Raw genomic sequence first — 17,960 nt, 5'->3', positions numbered from 1 at the left:
TCGTATTAGTGGGCCAAACCGCATGCGCGCAGCATGGTGCCGAGTTTGGTCTGGACTTCTGTCCATTCGGAATCGGGGCTCGAGGCTTCGACGATGCCAGCACCGGCGAACAGGCGGACCCTGTTGCGCTTGACGGTGCCGCAGCGGATGGTCACCACCCACTCGCCATTGCCTTGGGCGTCGCACCAGCCAACCATGCCGGTGAACAGGCCGCGCTCGAAGGGTTCGACGAAACGGATCAGGTGCCGTGCGCGTTCGGTGGGAAACCCACAGACGGCAGGGGTTGGATGCAGGCGGCAGGCAAGCTGCAAGGCCGAGACGGTCGGGTCCGCCAATGTGCCTTCGATGCGCGTGGAGAGATGCCAAAGTGCGGGCGTGCTGATGAGAGTAGGGCGCTGGGGTACATTCAGCTGTGTGCACAGCTCCCCAAGTTGACTGGTGATGTCCTCGGTCACGAGACGGTGCTCGTAGTGATCCTTTATCGACGCTGATAGCCACTCTGCGTTGCGCCGGTCCGCTTGTGGATCAGCCATGCGTTTGGCCGAACCTGCCAGCGGGTTGGAAACGAAGTTCAGACCGTCCTTGTGGACGAGTAGCTCGGGGCTGACGCCGATCAGCGTAGCGCCGTCCGGCATGGGTACACGGAAGTGATAGCCGCTTTGATTCTGGGCCCGCAGATTGTTCTGCATGGCGCCCACATCCACATCCTGCGCAAACACCAACTCGCGCTGCACCGAGAGCACGGCTTTGCGCACGTCACTGTGGCGGAAGTTGACGATGGCGTGCTCTACCGCGCGTTTGAAACCTTGCTCGTCCGGTATGTTTTTTTGCTCGATCAGTTCAGGCAATGTTGCGACGCCTGTCTGCACGGTGGCGCTTCGTGCTCGCCACTCGGCCTGTTCGGGGATGTAGAGGCAAGAGGCTTCAGCAGGATCGAAGGGGATGGCACCGACGATTATCGGGTTGCTCTGGCCGGCCTTGCGCGCCCGGTCGAGGGCTTGCACAACGGTTTTCTGAAACAGGCTATTGGCGTCATCGCCGCCGATGGCAGGTGTTTCGATTCGCTGAAGCATCCCGGCGACTGTTAGTTCTCGATCGCCGGAGGTGAATGAAAAACTCTCTTTTCCATCAATGGCTTGCACCTCATCCGTGTCATTCGCTCTCAGGGTGCCCGTTCTCATTTGGGGGAAGCCTCCGTGGCCTATGGGTCAAAAAATTAAATCTTGAAATATAATCATTTTCGTTTTTAATAAGAACGTAAATCATTAAGATTTGTCAACCACATGAGTGAGCCATGAGAGAGTTAACTTCAATGCAAGCCGCCTGTTGGATCGGGCGCGCTGCTCATGCGTCTTTAGGGAGAGTTTCGGCTCATCTTTATGCCGAGTTTGATGGTCGTTCCATCGACCTGGAGCGGCTTCGCAAGGCACTTGAGCGGGTATGCCTGCTGCATCCCATGCTGCGGGTTCGGCTGAATGCAGAAGGGCTGCAATCCATTGCTTCGATGGACCAGTCACCGCAGTTGGAGGTCGAAGATCTACGCTTGATGACCGAGCAGGAAGTGGCACGGCATCTGCTCTGCAAGCGTGAGGAATGGACTCATCAGCAGCTTGATCTCAGCCATTGCCCTGGCGCCCGTTTCTCGGTCAGCCTGCTGGCGGACGATAAGTGCCGCTTGCACGTCGATACGGACATGATCGCCATCGACCCGTCGAGTTTCCGCACGTTAATCGAAGACCTCGCACGGTTTTATGATGACCCCGACGGACCGGTTCCACACACGCCTTCTTTCTTCGATTGGTACGACAAGGCGCGTACCGATACCTCGCTCAAAGTCGCCCGAGAACGAGACCGCATTTGGTGGCGTGAGCGCCTGGCTGAAGTCGCTCCTGCGCCCACATTGCCGTTTCTCGAGGTTCAGCCTGATCAAGCCCGGAGCCATCGATTGAGCACATGGCTTGGCCCCGATGAGCGTCAGGCGTTACAGCGTCTGGCCCGTGAGCGAAGAATGACCCTGTCGACCTTGATGATGGGGCTTTTCGCGGCTGTACTCGGGGCGCAGACAGGGGACCGGAAATTTCGCCTCAACGTGCCCACGTTCTGGCGTCCGCCACTGGTGGATGAAGTCGAGCGGGTAGTCGGCGATTTTGCCAACGTGCTGATTCTCGATGTGGATATCGAGTCGGCCCGGAGCCCCGCAGCCCTTTGCACGCAGATGGCGAAAAAGATGGTCGATTTGCTCGAACATTGCGCCTATCCCGGAGTGAATCTGATGCGCGATCTTTCTCGCCATCATGGTTCGCCGCAACTGGCGCCGGTGGTGTTTACCGCAGCGCTGGACATGCCGGGCGGCGATCTTCTCTCGGAGCGCGTCCGGCGTGTCTTCGGGCCGATGAACTGGGTGATCTCCCAAGGACCCCAGGTTGCACTCGACGCGCAGATTGCCTGCGCCGATGGCGGCATATTGATCAATTGGGACATTCGTCTTGATGCTCTGCCGGAAGCCTGGGTGTCGGATCTGTTCGATCGCTTCGTGGCGGTCGTGCGTGAGGTGTCTTTCTGCTCTGCTGTTCTGGATCAACCGTTTTCTCGGCGCACGCTGCCGTTGACCGCTCTTCAGCAGGCCTATCTGCTTGGGCGTAGCGCGCAGATGCCGCTGGGCGGCGTGGCCATGCAGGAGTTTCGCGAGTACCGCGGTTCTTTGGATCCTGCTCTGCTGCAAAGCCGTTTGGCCGGGATGGTTCAGCGCCACGAAAGCCTGAGAACACGGATCGATGCGCAAAAACTCGTGCAGTTTGTCAGTGATGAGGTGCAGATAAACCTGCAGGAAATCGACCTCACTGCTCTGTCGCCAGAAGATGCGCTTGGCTACGTTGAGGAGCGTCGTGAGGCTTATGCGCATGCGCTGTTCGAACTGGATCGCTCGCCCTGGAATGTCACGGTCTTCCGGCTTCCGGAAGGTCATCTGAGCGTTTTTGTGCGCCTTGATGCATTGATCCTCGATGGGCGATCGATCGCAACCCTCATGGTTGAACTGTTCGACGGTGTCGTCGGCGAGGAACCGTTCACAGAGGTTACCTCCGAGCCAGAGGACCTCGCCTGCCAACGCAAGGCGGATGCCGCTTATTGGAAAGCCAAACTCGCCTCCGTGAGCGGTGCTCCACGTTTGCCGTGGATCACTCCGCTGGACCAGGTGGGCGCTTCTCGCTATGAGCGACAGAGTCTGTTGGTGCCCAAAGCGGCGTTCAGCGCGTTCTGCAAACTGGGAGCGCGGCAACGGCTGTTCAAGAACTCCACCCTGATGGCGCTGGTGCTGGAAGTGCTTTCCCACTGGGTCGATGAAGGGGGATTGTGCGTCGCGGTGCCTGTTGCTCCGCAAACGGGTGGTGCCTTTGCCAATCGCTCAAGCTTTATCGCGGTCAATTGGAACTCCGATCCAGACGGTTTCGCGCAGCGGGCTACCAAGCTGCAAGTAGATGTGCTGGAAGGTTTGCAGCATCTGGCCTTTTCAGGGGTTGATCTTGCCCGGTTGCTGTTCGAATCCCGCGGTCCAGGCCCCGTCCTGCCCGTGGTGATCACCAACGGTTTCTCCTGGCCGGTCTCGCCGACGGACAGTCCCATGAGCCTGTGTGGCGGACTGACCCAGACACCACAGGTGGCGATGGATATTCGCTTCTCGGCCAACGCCGAGGGTGCCTTGGTGTTCGACATTGACTATGCACGCGAAGTACTTGATCCGGCTGTGGTCAGCGATATCTTGAGTGCCTTCGAAAGGGCGATCAGTCAGATCACGGCAAACGGTGTTTTTGCCATTGATGCCCCGGCGATTATCGACAGGCGCCACTACCGGCTGAATAGCCCGGTTACTGATGCGTGCCACGCAACGTTTCTCGGGCGGATCGCGAGCAATATCTTTGATCGTACCAACGCCAGAACCGCCCTCATCAGCGGCGACCGGCACATCAGCTATGCCGAACTTGGCGACGGCGTATGCCGGGTGATCGCGGCGTTGAAAGCGCGCGGGGTTTCTCGGCGCAATGTGGTTGCCATATGCCTGCCCCGCAGCCCGGAGCACACGATGGTGACGTTGGCCTGTGCACTGACGGGCTTGATCTGGGTCCCCATCGATGCTTCAGCGCCTGAGGAACGACGGCTTTTCCTGCTGGAAAACTGTCGACCTGATCTGGTGGTGATCACCCAGGGTGAGCCTGTCGAGCATCCTTACGCGACACCCAATGAGCTGCTGGCAGCGCAAGCCCAGGTTCCACCGGTGATGGATGACCTGTCGTCAAGCGAAGCGCCGGCCTATTACCTCTATACCTCGGGCACCACCGGAAAGCCAAAATGTGTGGTGCTGAGCAACCGAGCCACAGCCAATGTCATTGGCAGCACCCTTGAGCGCTGGGCAGTGACCGAACGCGATGTGTTCATGTCCGTAACCCCGCTTCACCATGACATGTCGGTTTTCGACGTGCTGGGCTGCCTGACAGCGGGGGCGACGCTGGTACTTCCTGGCCAGGGCGAGGAAAAGGATGCGGTGCGCTGGAATCAGTTGATTGCCCGGCATCAGGTGACGTTGTGGTGTTCGGTGCCCGCCATCCTGGAGATGCTCCTTTCTTGCCGCGCCACTCATGACTTGAAGAGCCTGCGCCTGATTGCGCAGGGCGGTGACTACATTAAGCCCGCCGTCATTGCCGAGCTGCGCGCGCTGCTGCCGGTTTCTCGGTTGATCTCCCTTGGGGGGCCGACGGAGACAACCATCTGGAGTATCTGGCACGAAATCACAGCCGATGACCGAGCGCTGATCCCCTACGGAAGGCCCTTGCCCGGTAACCGTTACTTCACCCTTGATTCACAGGGTGAGCATTGCCCGGCGGGCGTTGTCGGCCGAATTCACACGGCTGGTGTCAATCTCGCACTGGGATACCTGGAAAACGGCGAGCTGACACAGAGCGAGTTCGTGACCGTCAGCGATGAACATGGCCAGGCCGTCCGTGCTTTCCGCACCGGTGACTGTGGTCGCTACCGTCGCGATGGCACCTTGATCTTCGACAGTCGGGTCAATGGCTATGTGAAAGTTCGCGGTGTACGGGTGTCGCTCCCGGATATCGAGATCGAACTGATCAATCACCCATCGGTCAGGCACGTGCTGGTCGTGGATTATGGCGAGCAGCGTCGAGGTGAGGTTTGCATCGGTGCGCTGTATGTCGGCCAGCAGGGTGCCGCAGAGCTGACGGCAACCGAGTTGCGCAACTATGCCCGCCAACATCTGCCGCATTCCCATGTACCCACGCGGTTCTTGAGAGTGGATGAGTTGCCGCTGTCGCAAAACGGCAAGCCTGATCGCCAGTGTGCCCGCAGCCTGCTCACTGCGCCGGCGAATGAAGTGGCCGAGCCTGCCCCCAGGATCGTGCCGACCAAGAGAAACAAGGTGCTGGACATCTACTTGAGTGTACTGGGTCGCCCGTTGGAAGACGGGGTCAATGACGCGGTGGATTTCATCAGCCTGGGGTTGCGTCCCCAGCATTTGAAAGCCATTTCGGCGCGGTTCCAGGAAGACTTTTCGGTGGTGCTTTCACCCGGGCAATTGCTGCGTTGCCGCAATGCACAAGACGTCGAACGGCTGCTCGTGGCTGAAGGTTCGTGAGCGCCTCTGAATAATATTGAAATGAATGGAGTGGGGCACCACAGAGCGTGCTCCCTTCTACCCAAACAGCAGTCCTTAGGGAGATGGATCGGATGACGGATATACCCACTGTAGATATTGCCGGTGTTGGCATTGGGCCCTTTAACCTCGGGTTGGCTGCATTACTGTCTAAACACCCGGGCGTGACGGGTATTTTCCTCGATCGCAAAGCGGAATTTCGCTGGCATGAAGGGCTTCTCTTGCCAGGCACGACGCTTCAGGTTCCCTTCCTGGCGGACCTGGTGACGATGGCGGACCCCACGCATCAACTGAGTTATCTGAACTACCTGCATCAGCACGATCGCCTGTACCCGTTCTATTACTACGAGAACTTTCAGGTGCCGCGGCGCGAGTACGACCATTACTGCCGATGGGCGTCGCAGCAGTTGCCCGCCTGCCACTTCGGCGAAGACATCTGTGATGTGAGCTATGACGCGAGCGTTGACCGATTCCTGATTGAAAGCCAGTCCGTGTCCGGCTTCAAACGCCGTTACTACAGCCGGGACCTGGCGATTGGTGTCGGCACCGTGCCGCTGTTGCCGAAGTGGGCCCAGCTCAAGAGCACGGCGCCGGTCATGCATTCGGCGGAGTTCGGTAAAAGGCGGGAGCAGTTGGCGCAGTGCCGGCGGGTCACGGTCATTGGCTCCGGGCAGAGTGCGGCGGAGTGCGTGCTGGCATTGTTCAACGAGTTGACCCCGGAGCGGATCGCGGTCGGTGCTTCGATTCGCTGGATCACGCGTTCGCCGGGCTTCCATCCCATGGAGTATTCAAAACTTGGGCAGGAGTGCTTTACGCCATCCTATATGGAGTACTTCCACAGTATTCCACGGGAGCGTCGCCGAGACATCGTTGCGGGGCAGGGGTTGCTGTACAAGGGCATCAGTTTTTCGACCATTGCCGACATCTACGACCTGATCTACGAACGCTCGATTGGCGGCGCTGATACAGGTCTGACGTTGCTTTCCAACTGCGAGGTCGAGACCGTGGAGGATGTTGACGGCACGCTGCGAATTGCCTACCGGCACCGTGAACTGGATCAGACCAGTACCCTCGAGGCAGATGCCATTGTTGCGGCGACGGGATACGGGCACGCTTGGCCGCAGTGGTTTGAACGGCTCAAGGGCGCTGTGCTTGAAACCGATGAATATGGTGACTGTATCGTTCAGGAAGATTTTACGGCGCGCCGCTGCGACGAAGGCACGGGCCGTATATTCGTGCAGAACGCGGAGATCTTTCAGCATGGTGTTGGTTCGCCGGATCTCGGGATAGCTGCCATTCGCAATGCGACGATTGCCAACCAGTTACTCGGTCGAACGCACTACCGCTTGCCCAAGCGCTCATCGTTCCAGCGCTACGGGATGCATGAGGCGTAGAGCTTGATGTGCAGGGTCTTGTTAACACCTTTGGTGTTACCAAGACCCTGGTTGAGGGTTATGCGCGGATATGATCCAGGGCGATGCCGGCTGCATCGGGCGTTGTGAAGAGTGCGAACACGTGATCGATCATGGCGCTGAGGCGTGCCATCTGTTCGGCGCTGTAACGATCCGAACGGTAGGTGATCACCAGGCGCAGTGAGCGTTTGCCGTCGATCAGGTTTTCCATGATCTCGAACTGAATACCGAACATCGACTGGTTCTTGTCCGGATCAATCTGTCGGTAGCGGATCGTTTCTGAGTCTGGCGTGCTCAGGGTGCCGTTCAAGGCGTTGTTGGCGTGAATCTGGATATAGACGTCGAACAGCAGGCCGTCCGCAGCCGTCATGCCCAAGGCCTGTTGAATCAACTCCATCGGCACATCGGCATAGGCCATGGAGTCATTGATCAGGTGGGTGACGTTTTCGATCAGCGTGCCCACTGTCTGCTGAGGATCGAACTGCACCCGGTGCGCCACCATGGTGGTGAAGTAACCGACCGTCTCGTAAAACCCGGGGTCGGTTCGCCCGGAAGCCGATGTGCCGATCACCAGATCTTGCAAGCCACCCAGTTTATGCAGGGATAGCGCAATGGCCGTATAGACCACGCCGAACAGCGACGAGTTGTTCTGTCTGGCGAAGGCATACAGGTTATCGGTGAGGCCCTGGTCGGGTTTGATTTCGAACCATTGAGCCTTCGTCGAAACGGCATTGGCAGGCGCGCTCGCCTGATGGTCAGGGGAGGGCAGCGTCAAGTGGCGGGTTGCATCACGCAACATGCTCGTCCAATAGTCGAGATGCTGCTGATTGACGCCGGTACTCTGTTCTTGCACGGCGAATTCGTGGAATGAGCGTGCAGGCGCTTCCCAGGTCGGCGCTTTGTCGGCGGCACGGGCGAGGTAGGCCTGGGCCAGTTCTTCCATCATGACGTTGAGCGACCATTCATCAATGGCCATGTGATGGATCAGCAAAGACAGGGTTTGGCGCTTGCGCTGCGAGTCGTAAATGAAGCGAACCCTGAGGGGCAGTTCGCGGGCCAGGTCGAACTGATAAGAGGCTTCGCTTTCCAGCGTTGCGCCTTGGCTCTCATGGCTAGGCCAGAACCATTTGTAGTGGGACAGTTGTGCGATCGGCACGATTTGCTGGTACGCCTCATCGTCCTGGAAGTGGAAGGTAGCGCGCAGGCTGGCATGGCGTATGAGCAGGTCGCAGAAGGCTTGCTCGAACAGCGCTTCATCCACGTTATCGAGGAAATCCAAGGCAAAGGGCAGGTTGAAAATCGTCCCGAACTCATAAGCGACATAGGCCCGCCCGAGGGAGGCCTGGGCCAGCGCGAAAGGCGCCCGCTGGACGTCTTGCGGCAAGTCTGCCGCAGACGCTGCCGGGTTGTTTTGCACGATGACGTGGGCCCGCGATGCCAAGGCCTCGGCCGTAGGGGCGCTGAAAAAGTCATTGAACTGGACTTCAATGCCGTGGTTGCTCAATAGCTTGCCAATGATGCGGGTGGCCAACAGGGAGTGGCCGCCGAAGTCAAAGAAGTCATCCGTAAGTTGCATGTCGGGCTCGGTCAGGGCACCACGGAATTCGCCAAGGATAATCGTCGCCACTTCACTGCTGTTGGCCACTGGCCGGGCGCTGGGTGCACTGGCTGCTGGCGCTGCAACCTTGCCATCTGCCTGACGGCGCAACCAGGGGGTGTCGCTGGTCGAGTGACCGACATAGGCGTTCAGGACCCCGCGATACAGGTCGATCTCCTGGCAGGTCTGGTCGAGGATCTGATGGATCACGAACGCCAGGATAACGTTCTGCCTGGTTTGAATCATCAGCGCCTTGAACGGCGGCTGGCTTTGCGCGTCCCACGATGCCGCTTGCCGCGAGAGCAATTGCTCGGTGGCTTCGGCGTCGGAGTGTGAACGAATGAGTTCGACGCAGGACTTCCAGTCACTGGCGTGGACTTTGTCCACTTCACCGTCGTCGTTGAATTGATAGCGTGCATTCAGATCGGGCAGTGTTTCGATGACGGCCTTGATCGCCAACTCGAGCCTTGAAAGATCGACATCAGCGTCGAGCCGCCAGGCGCAGAGGTGTTTGAGGATGCGTTCGGGGTATTGCTGCTGCAAGAGCCAGATATGCTCCTCGTAACCGTTGACAGATAGCTTCGGTAACGAATCTGGACTGAGTTCCATCATGGAAATTTCCCGCCTTATCAAACTGAACAGTAAGAAGTAGAGGTGGCACCGAGTGCCGACAGACCGATCCTCGGTCTGGTGTAACGCCCAGGATCCCGGGCGTCAAAGGAGTTGCAATGAGGTCGCATTGCAGGGGCTCCATGAACACCGTATGATGCTAAATAATAATCATACCTATTCGCATTAGTCAAAATCTGATCGCGAAGACCATCGTCTCAGGAGAGGTGTTGTGGACAACGGAGCGTTCGCGTCCAAGGAGCAATTTGAAAAGCTGTATGTCGACCATCACCGCTGGTTGTGCAGTTTGTTGCGTCGCAAGCTGGGCAATTCGGTGGATGCCGCGGATCTTGCCCATGATGTCTATCTCAACCTCATCAGGAAGGGCCAGGTTCCCTCGACCGAGAACTCGCGCAGTTATCTGACTCAAATCGCCAAAGGAATGGTGATAGATCTGTATCGCCGCCGGCATCTTGAGGCCAGCCATCTGGAAGGGCTGATGCAGCAAGCCGAGCCTCTGGTGCCATCAGAAGAGGTTCGCGCACTGGCATCTGAGGCCCTGTCTCAGATCGATGTTGCCTTGCATAACAAGCCACTCAAGGCCCGCGAAGCGTTGCTGCTGTGCAAGTTGCATGGCATGGGTCACCGGGATATCGCGGCCGAGTTGAAGGTGTCGGTGTCCTCCGTCGAGAAATACATCGCTGCGGGCCTTCGGGCCTGTCACCCATTCGCGTCGGGGGCGGGCCTGTGATCGGTCGTTCGGTTCACCGCGGCAAACGGATTAATCGGTATTTCGATTGAGGATTTTGCGTCGCCGTTCGGAATACAAGGTACGCAACGCGCAAAACGCTCGAACACAAAGGAAGTCAGGCATGCCTTCAGGCTGCCGGCAGTGGTTATTCAGGAGAGCTCATGAGTGTTAAAGACAAACCCGCCGCCGGCTCGGTATCTCGGATACTGAGACCCGTACGCGGCCGGCTGATTGTCGCCGCGGTACTGGCCGCCATCGGGACCATCCTGACGATGGTGCCACTGGCCGGCATCGCCCATATCGCCCAGTTCTCGATGGGGCAGGCCGAGGTCGCTACCGGCTGGGTCCAGATGCAGAATCAGGTCTGGCGGGTTGTCAGCGTCAGCCTGGTGTGCCTGTTCCTCGGCATGACGTTGATTTCGATGGGCGAGATGGTCGCGCACCTGGCCGACAATCACATCACCGGCCATTTGCGTTTGGCGATTACTCGTCGACTGGCCAAGGTGCCGCTGGGTTGGTTTACCAGTCGGGCTTCGGGTGAAGTCAAACAGGCAATGCAGGATGACATCGGTACGCTGCACAGCCTGACTGCGCATTTCTTTACCACGCTGGGCCGTACCGTTGGTGCGATCCTCATCGCCATCCTGTACCTGTTTGCCATGGACTGGCGCATGGCGATTGTCTCCCTGCTGCCATTCCCGCTGTTTTTCCTGTTTTTCTCCAGGGCGACCAAGGCCAGTGGGGCGAACATGCAATCGTTCGGCGCCGGTATGGCACGTATCAACAACGCAGTGGTTGAGTTCGTCAACGGCATTCCCGTGGTCAAGGCCTTCGGTGTCGAGGGCAAGGCCCATGGCAGCTACCGTGAGGCGGTGGATGCCTTCGCCGAGGCGTTCACCGACTTCACACGGCCGCTGGTCAGCGCGATGGCCAATGCCCATGCAATGATTACCCCGGTTGCGGTACTCGGGGTGGTGCTGGCCTTTGGCACTTTGCTGGTGAGCCTGGGCTGGATCACCCCGGTCGAGGTCTTGCCCTTCGCCTTGGTGGCGCCGGGCATCTGTGCGCCACTGCTGCTGTTGAGCTACATCACCCACGACCTGAACAATGCTACCGCCGCTGCCCAGCGTGTGCATACGCTACTGGAAACGCCGGTACTGGAAACCCTGGCGGGCGAATCACAGCAGTTGCCCGAAAATGCCGAAATTCGCGTCGAGCAACTCGGCTATAGCTACGACGGCCAGAACCCGGTGCTCAAGGACATTGGCTTCACCCTCAAGCCCGGCACCGTGACGGCGATTGTCGGTGCTTCCGGCTCCGGCAAGTCGACATTGGCGCGCCTGCTGCTGCGCTTCTTCGATCCGACTGAAGGGCGCATTACCCTGGGCGGCGTCGACATCAGGCAGATCGAAAGCGCGCAGTTGTACCGGCGCATCGGTTTTGTGTTGCAGGAAGTGCGTCTTATCCATGCCAGCCTGCGCGACAACATTGCCTTGGGCAGGCCATCGGCCAGCCAGCAGGAAATCGAAGACGCAGCGCGCACCGCGAATATTCACGAGCGCATCCTCGCCTTGCCACGGGGTTATGACTCGGTGATCGGTGAGGATGTGCAGCTCTCCGGCGGCGAGTTACAGCGCGTGAGTATTGCCCGCGCCGTGTTGCTGGACCCACCGGTGCTGGTGCTTGATGAAGCCACGGCGGCAGCCGATGCCGAGAACGAGGTGAAGCTCCAGCAAGCGCTGTCGCGATTCGCCCAGGGCCGCACCTTGATGGTGATCGCTCACCGGCTCGATACGGTGAAGCACGCCGACCAGATCATTCTGATCGACAACGGTACGATTTGTGAGCAGGGACGTCACCACGAGCTGCTCGCCCGCAAAGGCCGCTACGCCCGACTGTGGGCACTGGGCGGCTACGAACAGGCCAAGGAACAGGCGGTATCGGCATGCTGAGAACCTTTATTCAACTGTTGGGTGAAGATGCCCCGGTGCTGCGGCGCTATCTCTATATGACTCTGGTCTACGGCCTGCTCTGCGGGCTGACGATTGTCACCTTGGTGCCGATACTCACCAGCCTGCTGGGCGGTGAAACACGCGCAGCGGGGCAATGGTTGGTCGCGCTGGTGATCGGCGTGGTGATTTGCTGGGCGCTACGACGCACTGTGGAGAAAGCCGGTATCCGTGTAGGCATCGCCGTTCTCCAGCGGGGCCGCCATCGGCTCGGCGACCATGTGGCGCGTTTGCCGGTGGGGTGGTTCACCGCACAAAACACCGCGCGGCTAAGCCATGTCGCGTCCCAGGGCATGATGGAAATGGCGCAGCTTCCCGCTCACGTTTTCACGCCGCTGATGACAGGCGTGGTCACGCCGGTAGTGATCCTCATTGCACTGTTCGCCTTGCACTGGCAGATGGGCCTGATCGCGCTGGTGACGCTGCCGATCCTGTTGGGTGTCTTTGTGTTGACCGCTCGCTTGGGGCAGCGTGCAGACCAGGACTTCCAGCACAACGCGGCCCACACCAGCCAGCGCATGGTCGAGTTCGCCCAGGCGCAATCGGTGCTGCGGGCGTTCAATGGCGAGGACGGTGGTACTCAGTTTCTTGAACAGGCCATCGGGCGCCAGCAGCACTCCGCGAGACGGTTGATTCACGTCTCGGCGATGTCGGTGGTGTTCAATGCCTGGGCTGTACAGGCGAGCTTCGCAGCCTTGCTGGTGGCCGCCACGCTATGGCTGGGTGAGCTGTTGGGCGCAAGCCTGGAGGCGGGAACGGTCATCGCGGTCATTGTTTCACTGCTGCTGGTCAGCCGCTTTATCGATCCGTTGCTGGAAGTGGCTGGCTACAGCGAGGTGTTGCGTGGCGCGCGTGGCCAGTTGGGAGCCGTGCGTGAGATCTTTGCGGTCAAGCCGCTGCCTGAACCGCAGACGCCACAGGCACCCGTCGATGGGTCCGTCGAACTGCGCAACGTGAGCTTTCGTTATGCCGAGGACCAGGCTGATGTATTACGGGATGTCAGCCTGCGTATCGAGCCGGGCAGCATGACCGCTCTGGTCGGCGCTTCCGGCTCGGGCAAGACCACGCTGGTGAGGCTGATCGCGCGTTTCTTCGACGTGACTCAAGGCTGTGTGATCGTGGGCGGTGTGGATGTGCGCCAGATGTCCGGCGAGCAACTGGCCGGCCAGATCAGTCAGATATTCCAGGATGCTTACCTGTTCCAGGGCAGCATCGCCGATAACATCCGCATCGGCAAACCCGATGCCAGTGATGCCCAGGTGATGGAAGCGGCAAGAAAAGCCGGCGTCGTGGAGATCGTCGAACGACTGCCTCAAGGCCTGGATACACCAGTGGGCGAGGGCGGCGCCCGACTGTCTGGTGGCGAGCGTCAGCGGATTTCCATCGCCCGTGCGCTGATCAAGGATGCACCGATTCTGTTGGTCGATGAGGCTACTGCCGCGCTCGACGCCGAGAACCAGGCCGCTATCGCTGAGGCACTGGCACGCTTGCGTGGTACTCGTACGCTGATCGTCATCGCGCACCAGCTCTCGACGGTGGCCATGGCCGACCAGATTCTGGTGCTCGATAACGGCCAGCTCAGCGAGCAAGGTTCCCACGCGCAATTGAGTGCCAAGCCAGGGCTCTACGCGCACTTTCTCGCCCAGCGCCGGGCTGCAAAGGGCTGGCGCATTGCCGGGGCGTTTGGCAGTGAGGACGATTCTTGAGTCGTGCAGCCTTACTGATCCTGTTTGTTGTGTTCTGTTGCCTTTCGCTGATGGTGGGAGTCAAGCAGGTCTCCTGGACAGCACTTTTCACATTTTCCGATGATGCCTGGCTGACACTGACTGCCAGCCGCCTTCCGCGTCTCGCGGCCCTGATACTCACCGGGGTAGGGCTGGCCGTCTGCGGCGTGATCCTGCAGCAGATTGTGCGTAACCGGTTCGTCGAGCCCGCCACGTCCGGTGGACTGGATTCTGCAAAGCTGGGCATTCTGATTTCACTGACGGTGGCCCCCGCCGCTGGTGCTGCCGGCAGGATGCTGTTTGCCCTGGCGTTCTGTTTTGCCGCGAGCCTGATCTATGTCGCGATCATCCGCCGTATCAAGTTCAAGAACACTGTGATGGTTCCGGTCATAGGTCTGATGTATGGCAGCGTATTGAGCGCCGTCGCCGAGTTCTACGCCTACCGTCAGAACATCTTGCAGAGCATGCAGGGCTGGATGCTCGGTGACTTCTCCAAAATCGTGCAGGGCAATTACGAGATCATCTATCTGATCCTGCCGATCGTCGTGCTCACCTACCTTTATGCGCACCGTTTTACCGTACTGGGGATGGGTGAGGGCATGGCCAGCAGTCTGGGCTTGAACTACGCAGCCAATGCGGCGCTAGGTCTGATGCTCGTGGCGGTCACCGTTTCCGCCACGGTCATCACCGTGGGGGCGATCCCCTTTGTCGGGCTGGTGATTCCCAACCTGGTGGCGCTGCACTACGGCGAAAACCTGGAGCGAACATTGCCCATCGTCGCCTTGTGTGGCGCGTCGTTGTTATTGGCCTGCGATATCCTCGGCCGCCTGCTGATCTACCCCTTCGAAGTGCCTATCGGCCTCACCGCCGGCAGCGTGGGCGGCCTATTATTTCTCGTGCTGCTGATCAGGAAGTACACATGAGGCGCGTGGCTACCCGTTATGGTCTCTGGCTGCTGGTTTTGGCGCTGGCGATCGCGTTCCTGTTGTTGGGGGCCGGCTTCGACTTCGACTACGTCATTCCCAAACGACTCACCCGTTTGGCGGCGATGTGCATTGCCGGGGTGTGCATTGCCTATTCGTCGGTGATTTTCCAGACCATCGCCGGCAACCGGATACTGACGCCGGCGATCATGGGGTATGAGGCGATCTACCTGCTGTTCCAGGCACTGCTGATTCTGGTGCTGGGCACCCAGAGCCTGGTATTGCTGGGGCGTGACGGTAACGTCCTGTTGTCGGTCCTGCTGATGCTCGGCTATTCATGGCTTATTCACCGTTGGCTGTTCCGTGACGGGAGCAACAACGTGTACCTGCTGCTCCTGTTGGGACTGGTACTGAGTATGGTGATGGGGACGTTTACCCAATTTATCCAGCTGAAGATCAGCCCCGGAGAATTCTCGATTTTCCAAGGGTTCAACTACGCCTCCTTCAACAAGGCGCAACCTGGGCAGGTTATCTATTCGGGCGTGCTGGTCGCGGCGGTGTGCTGCATCGCCCAACGAACCCTGCCGGTGCTCGATGTGCTTTCCCTGGGACGTGACCAAGCCATTTCCCTGGGGGTCGATTACCTGCGCAGCGTGCGACTTCAACTGGCACTTATTGCAATTCTGGTGGCGATCTCGACGAGCCTCGTCGGGCCGACGGCATTCATGGGAGTGTTCGTTGCGAACATCTCATATGCGCTTGCCCGAACCGCTCGGCACCGGGTCACGTTGCCCATGAGTTGCGCCATCGCCATTGGCATTTTCATTGTCGCCCAATACCTAGTCGAGCAGATATTCAACTACAACACCTCCGTCAGCATTCTCGTCAACCTGGTGTGTGGTGTGTATTTCCTCGCGCTGATGATTCGAACCCGAGGCACCCCATGATCTCCCTCAATCACGTTTACAAGGCCTATGGCACCAAGCATGTCCTTAGTGACGTCAGCGTCCGGTTTCCACCGGGGCAGGTCACGTCGCTGATCGGCCCGAACGGGGCGGGCAAGACCACGCTGCTGATGTTGATCGCACGCCTGCTGGCGCCGACCCGGGGCGACGTTCTGATAGGCGGGCGCAGCATTTTGGATGTGCCCGTTCGCGACTATGCCAAGCGCGTGGCCACCTTGCGCCAGTCCCCGGATTTCAGCCTGCGCCTGACCGTCGAGGAGTTGGTAGCCTTCGGGCGCTTCCCCTACAGTCGTGGAGCGCTTACCGCCCAGGATCGCGAGGCAATCGATGAGGCCATCGAGTTCTTGTCTTTGCAGTCCCTGCGCCTCTCCTACATTGACGAGCTCAGCGGCGGACAACGGCAGATGGCGTTCCTGGCGATGACCATTGCCCAGCAAACGGATTACCTGTTGCTGGACGAGCCGCTCAACAACCTCGACATGAAGCATGGCGTACAAATCATGCGTGCCTTGCGTCGCTTGTGTGACGAGCAAGGCCGCACAGTGATCCTGGTGGTCCATGACATCAACTTCGCGGCCAACTATTCCGATCATATCGTTGCCATGAAAGGCGGGGGAATTCACTGCCACGGCCCGGTCGCGGAGGTTGTTACCGAGGCGCACCTGCGCGAACTTTTTGGTCTGGATTTCGAAATCCTGCAGAGCGAACAAGGGTTCGTCTGCAACTACTTCAACCCATCACCTTCAAGGGAACTGATATGAGCACTGATCACCCGAAAAAACTCTGTGGAGTGCTACTGGCAATGACCGTAGCGGCCGGGCTGCAGGGATGTGACAAGCCGGCGGCAGAGGCCACGCCGCCAGCGAGTGCGCAGGCGCACTACGAGCCGGTCAAGATCGAGCATCCTCTGGGCACAACCGTGGTGACCAAACTACCCGAACGCGTAGTGGCTTTCGATATGAGCGAGCTCGATACACTCGATCAGTTGGGGGCACCGGTGGTGGGCATCGCCAAGGACTACGTCACCAGCTTTCTCACCCAATACCGTGACGACTCGAATGTTATGGATGTAGGGGCGACTGTTCAGCCCAATCTCGAGCGGTTGCATGCGCTCAAGCCTGATCTGATTCTGATCTCTCCGCTCCAGGCACAAAGCTATAAGGAGCTCAGCCAGATCGCCCCGACCGTCTACGACGACGTGGACCTGACCAACAAGCAAGGCAATCTCATCGGCACAGCCAAGGCGCATTTGACCCTCTTGGGACGCATCCTCGGCAAAGAGGAACTGGCCCGCCAGAAAGTCGCGGAAATGGAAGCCAAGGTGGAACAGACCCGCCGTGTCACCGAAGGGCGTCCAGAGAAAGCCTTGATCGTGCTGCATAACAACGGCGCCTTCACCTCCTACGGCGTGAAGTCGCGCTACGGCTTTATCTTCGACACCTTGGGCGTGAAACCGGCCAGCACTGACATCGAAGCCGGTTTGCATGGACAGCCGATTTCCAATGAGTTTATCCAGCAGGCCGATCCCGACATTCTCTATGTAATCGACCGTACCGCGGTGATGGAGCATCGTCCGGCACTGGACATCAAGAGCCTGGATAACCCGCTGCTGCGCAAGACCAAGGCCTGGAACAACGGCCATGTAATCTTTGTCGATGCTCAGACCTGGTATCTGTGTACCGCTAGCGTGACCTGTCTCAATCGAATGGCTGACGAGGTGGTTCAGGGCTACAAGGGCTGATTCGCGACGTGTATCTGCAGCACAAAGGGCTGGTCCTGTTCAGGCGCCGGCCCTTTTTGTGGATTTCGCATTTTGCTTCGGTCATGGGGGATCGCCATTGGTGATTTCAGGCACGGCAGCCATCCCATGGCGTCTAAAACAATAGAAATGGACTATTCGCATGTACCACAGATCAGCCTCGCAAGAAGCTCTAGCGCCCCAGCAATTGCAAAGCTCATCCACGCATCGCCCCTTCGATTGCGACAGTAACAACGAGCACATTCGCGAGATGCTATATCGCTATGGGCTACGTACCAGCTTACTGCGCTTCAAAATCATCAATATTTTATGCGCTGCGGCTGTCAACGGGACGACGGTGAATGCGAAGTCGGTACATGATCAACTTAGAGCGCTGGCGTTATCGCTCGTCAGCGTTCGTGATGCGCTCAAGCGCCTTTGTTCCGTGGGCGTCATTACCCGCAATCACGACAAGAGCTACAGCCTGACCAGTGGAGCAAAAGCAATTTTAGAGCAGCGGTGTAGCGGGCGACATTTCGAATAGTGCGCGGCGAATGATTGTAAATA

Annotated in this window: 12 protein-coding genes; 10 read left to right on the top strand and 2 right to left on the bottom strand. The window is 58.9% G+C overall.

Translation table 11 applies throughout. The annotated features are described in order from the left end of the window. Positions 1-5 precede the first annotated feature (5 nt). Positions 6-1,181: an isochorismate synthase MenF gene (locus tag ACIPIN_RS01385; RefSeq protein ID WP_401114237.1), complete on the bottom strand. Its 1,176-nt coding sequence runs from the start codon at positions 1,179-1,181 to the stop codon at positions 6-8. Positions 1,182-1,312: 131 nt separating this feature from the next. Between ACIPIN_RS01385 and ACIPIN_RS01380 the strand changes: the two genes are divergently transcribed. Continuing rightward, positions 1,313-5,647 carry an amino acid adenylation domain-containing protein gene (locus ACIPIN_RS01380; RefSeq protein ID WP_401114234.1) on the top strand — a complete coding sequence of 1,445 codons (4,335 nt, stop codon included), beginning with the start codon at positions 1,313-1,315 and terminating at the stop codon, positions 5,645-5,647. Positions 5,648-5,739: 92 nt separating this feature from the next. Continuing rightward, the gene (gene basC / locus ACIPIN_RS01375) at positions 5,740-7,059 is read left to right on the top strand and encodes a putative histamine N-monooxygenase (protein WP_401114231.1); all 1,320 of its coding nucleotides are present in this window, start codon (positions 5,740-5,742) and stop codon (positions 7,057-7,059) included. Between the two features lie 58 nt (positions 7,060-7,117). On the opposite strand, the gene ACIPIN_RS01370 is transcribed toward basC, so the two are convergent. Continuing rightward, positions 7,118-9,286 (bottom strand): condensation domain-containing protein, encoded by a 2,169-nt coding sequence (locus ACIPIN_RS01370; RefSeq protein ID WP_401114228.1) that lies wholly within the window; start codon positions 9,284-9,286, stop codon positions 7,118-7,120. A 229-nt stretch (positions 9,287-9,515) separates the two neighbouring features. On the opposite strand from ACIPIN_RS01370, the gene ACIPIN_RS01365 reads away from it, so the two are divergent. The 8 genes from ACIPIN_RS01365 (at position 9,516) to ACIPIN_RS01330 (ending at position 17,937) form a co-directional block, all read left to right on the top strand. Beyond that, positions 9,516-10,034 carry a sigma-70 family RNA polymerase sigma factor gene (locus ACIPIN_RS01365; RefSeq protein ID WP_401114225.1) on the top strand — a complete coding sequence of 173 codons (519 nt, stop codon included), beginning with the start codon at positions 9,516-9,518 and terminating at the stop codon, positions 10,032-10,034. 161 nt (positions 10,035-10,195) lie between these two features. Beyond that, complete coding sequence (locus tag ACIPIN_RS01360) at positions 10,196-11,986, top strand: ABC transporter ATP-binding protein (RefSeq protein ID WP_401114222.1); 1,791 nt, start codon at positions 10,196-10,198, stop codon at positions 11,984-11,986. Next, on the top strand, positions 11,980-13,749 hold the full coding sequence (locus ACIPIN_RS01355) for an ABC transporter ATP-binding protein (RefSeq protein WP_401114219.1): 1,770 nt from the start codon (positions 11,980-11,982) through the stop codon (positions 13,747-13,749). Before ACIPIN_RS01360 ends, ACIPIN_RS01355 begins: the two co-directional genes overlap by 7 nt. Then, on the top strand, positions 13,746-14,690 hold the full coding sequence (locus ACIPIN_RS01350) for an ABC transporter permease (RefSeq protein ID WP_401114216.1): 945 nt from the start codon (positions 13,746-13,748) through the stop codon (positions 14,688-14,690). The genes ACIPIN_RS01355 and ACIPIN_RS01350 overlap by 4 nt, the downstream gene beginning before the upstream one ends. Then, entirely contained in the window at positions 14,687-15,637 is a 951-nt protein-coding gene (locus ACIPIN_RS01345) for an iron chelate uptake ABC transporter family permease subunit (RefSeq protein ID WP_401114213.1), read from the top strand. Before ACIPIN_RS01350 ends, ACIPIN_RS01345 begins: the two co-directional genes overlap by 4 nt. Next, positions 15,634-16,416, top strand: a complete 783-nt coding sequence (locus tag ACIPIN_RS01340; protein ID WP_401114210.1) for an ABC transporter ATP-binding protein — start codon at positions 15,634-15,636, stop codon at positions 16,414-16,416. The genes ACIPIN_RS01345 and ACIPIN_RS01340 overlap by 4 nt, the downstream gene beginning before the upstream one ends. Beyond that, complete coding sequence (locus tag ACIPIN_RS01335; RefSeq protein ID WP_401114207.1) at positions 16,413-17,396, top strand: siderophore ABC transporter substrate-binding protein; 984 nt, start codon at positions 16,413-16,415, stop codon at positions 17,394-17,396. The genes ACIPIN_RS01340 and ACIPIN_RS01335 overlap by 4 nt, the downstream gene beginning before the upstream one ends. 160 nt (positions 17,397-17,556) lie before the next feature. Beyond that, a complete protein-coding gene (locus ACIPIN_RS01330; RefSeq protein WP_401114204.1) occupies positions 17,557-17,937 on the top strand; it encodes a fe2+ zn2+ uptake regulation protein in 381 nt (126 codons plus the stop codon). Positions 17,938-17,960 lie beyond the last annotated feature (23 nt).

This window comes from Pseudomonas sp. NPDC087697, from assembly GCF_044743155.1.
GTDB lineage: Bacteria > Pseudomonadota > Gammaproteobacteria > Pseudomonadales > Pseudomonadaceae > Aquipseudomonas.
Note: the sequence above shows the minus strand (reverse complement) of the source record. Positions and strands in the feature narration are given on the sequence as shown.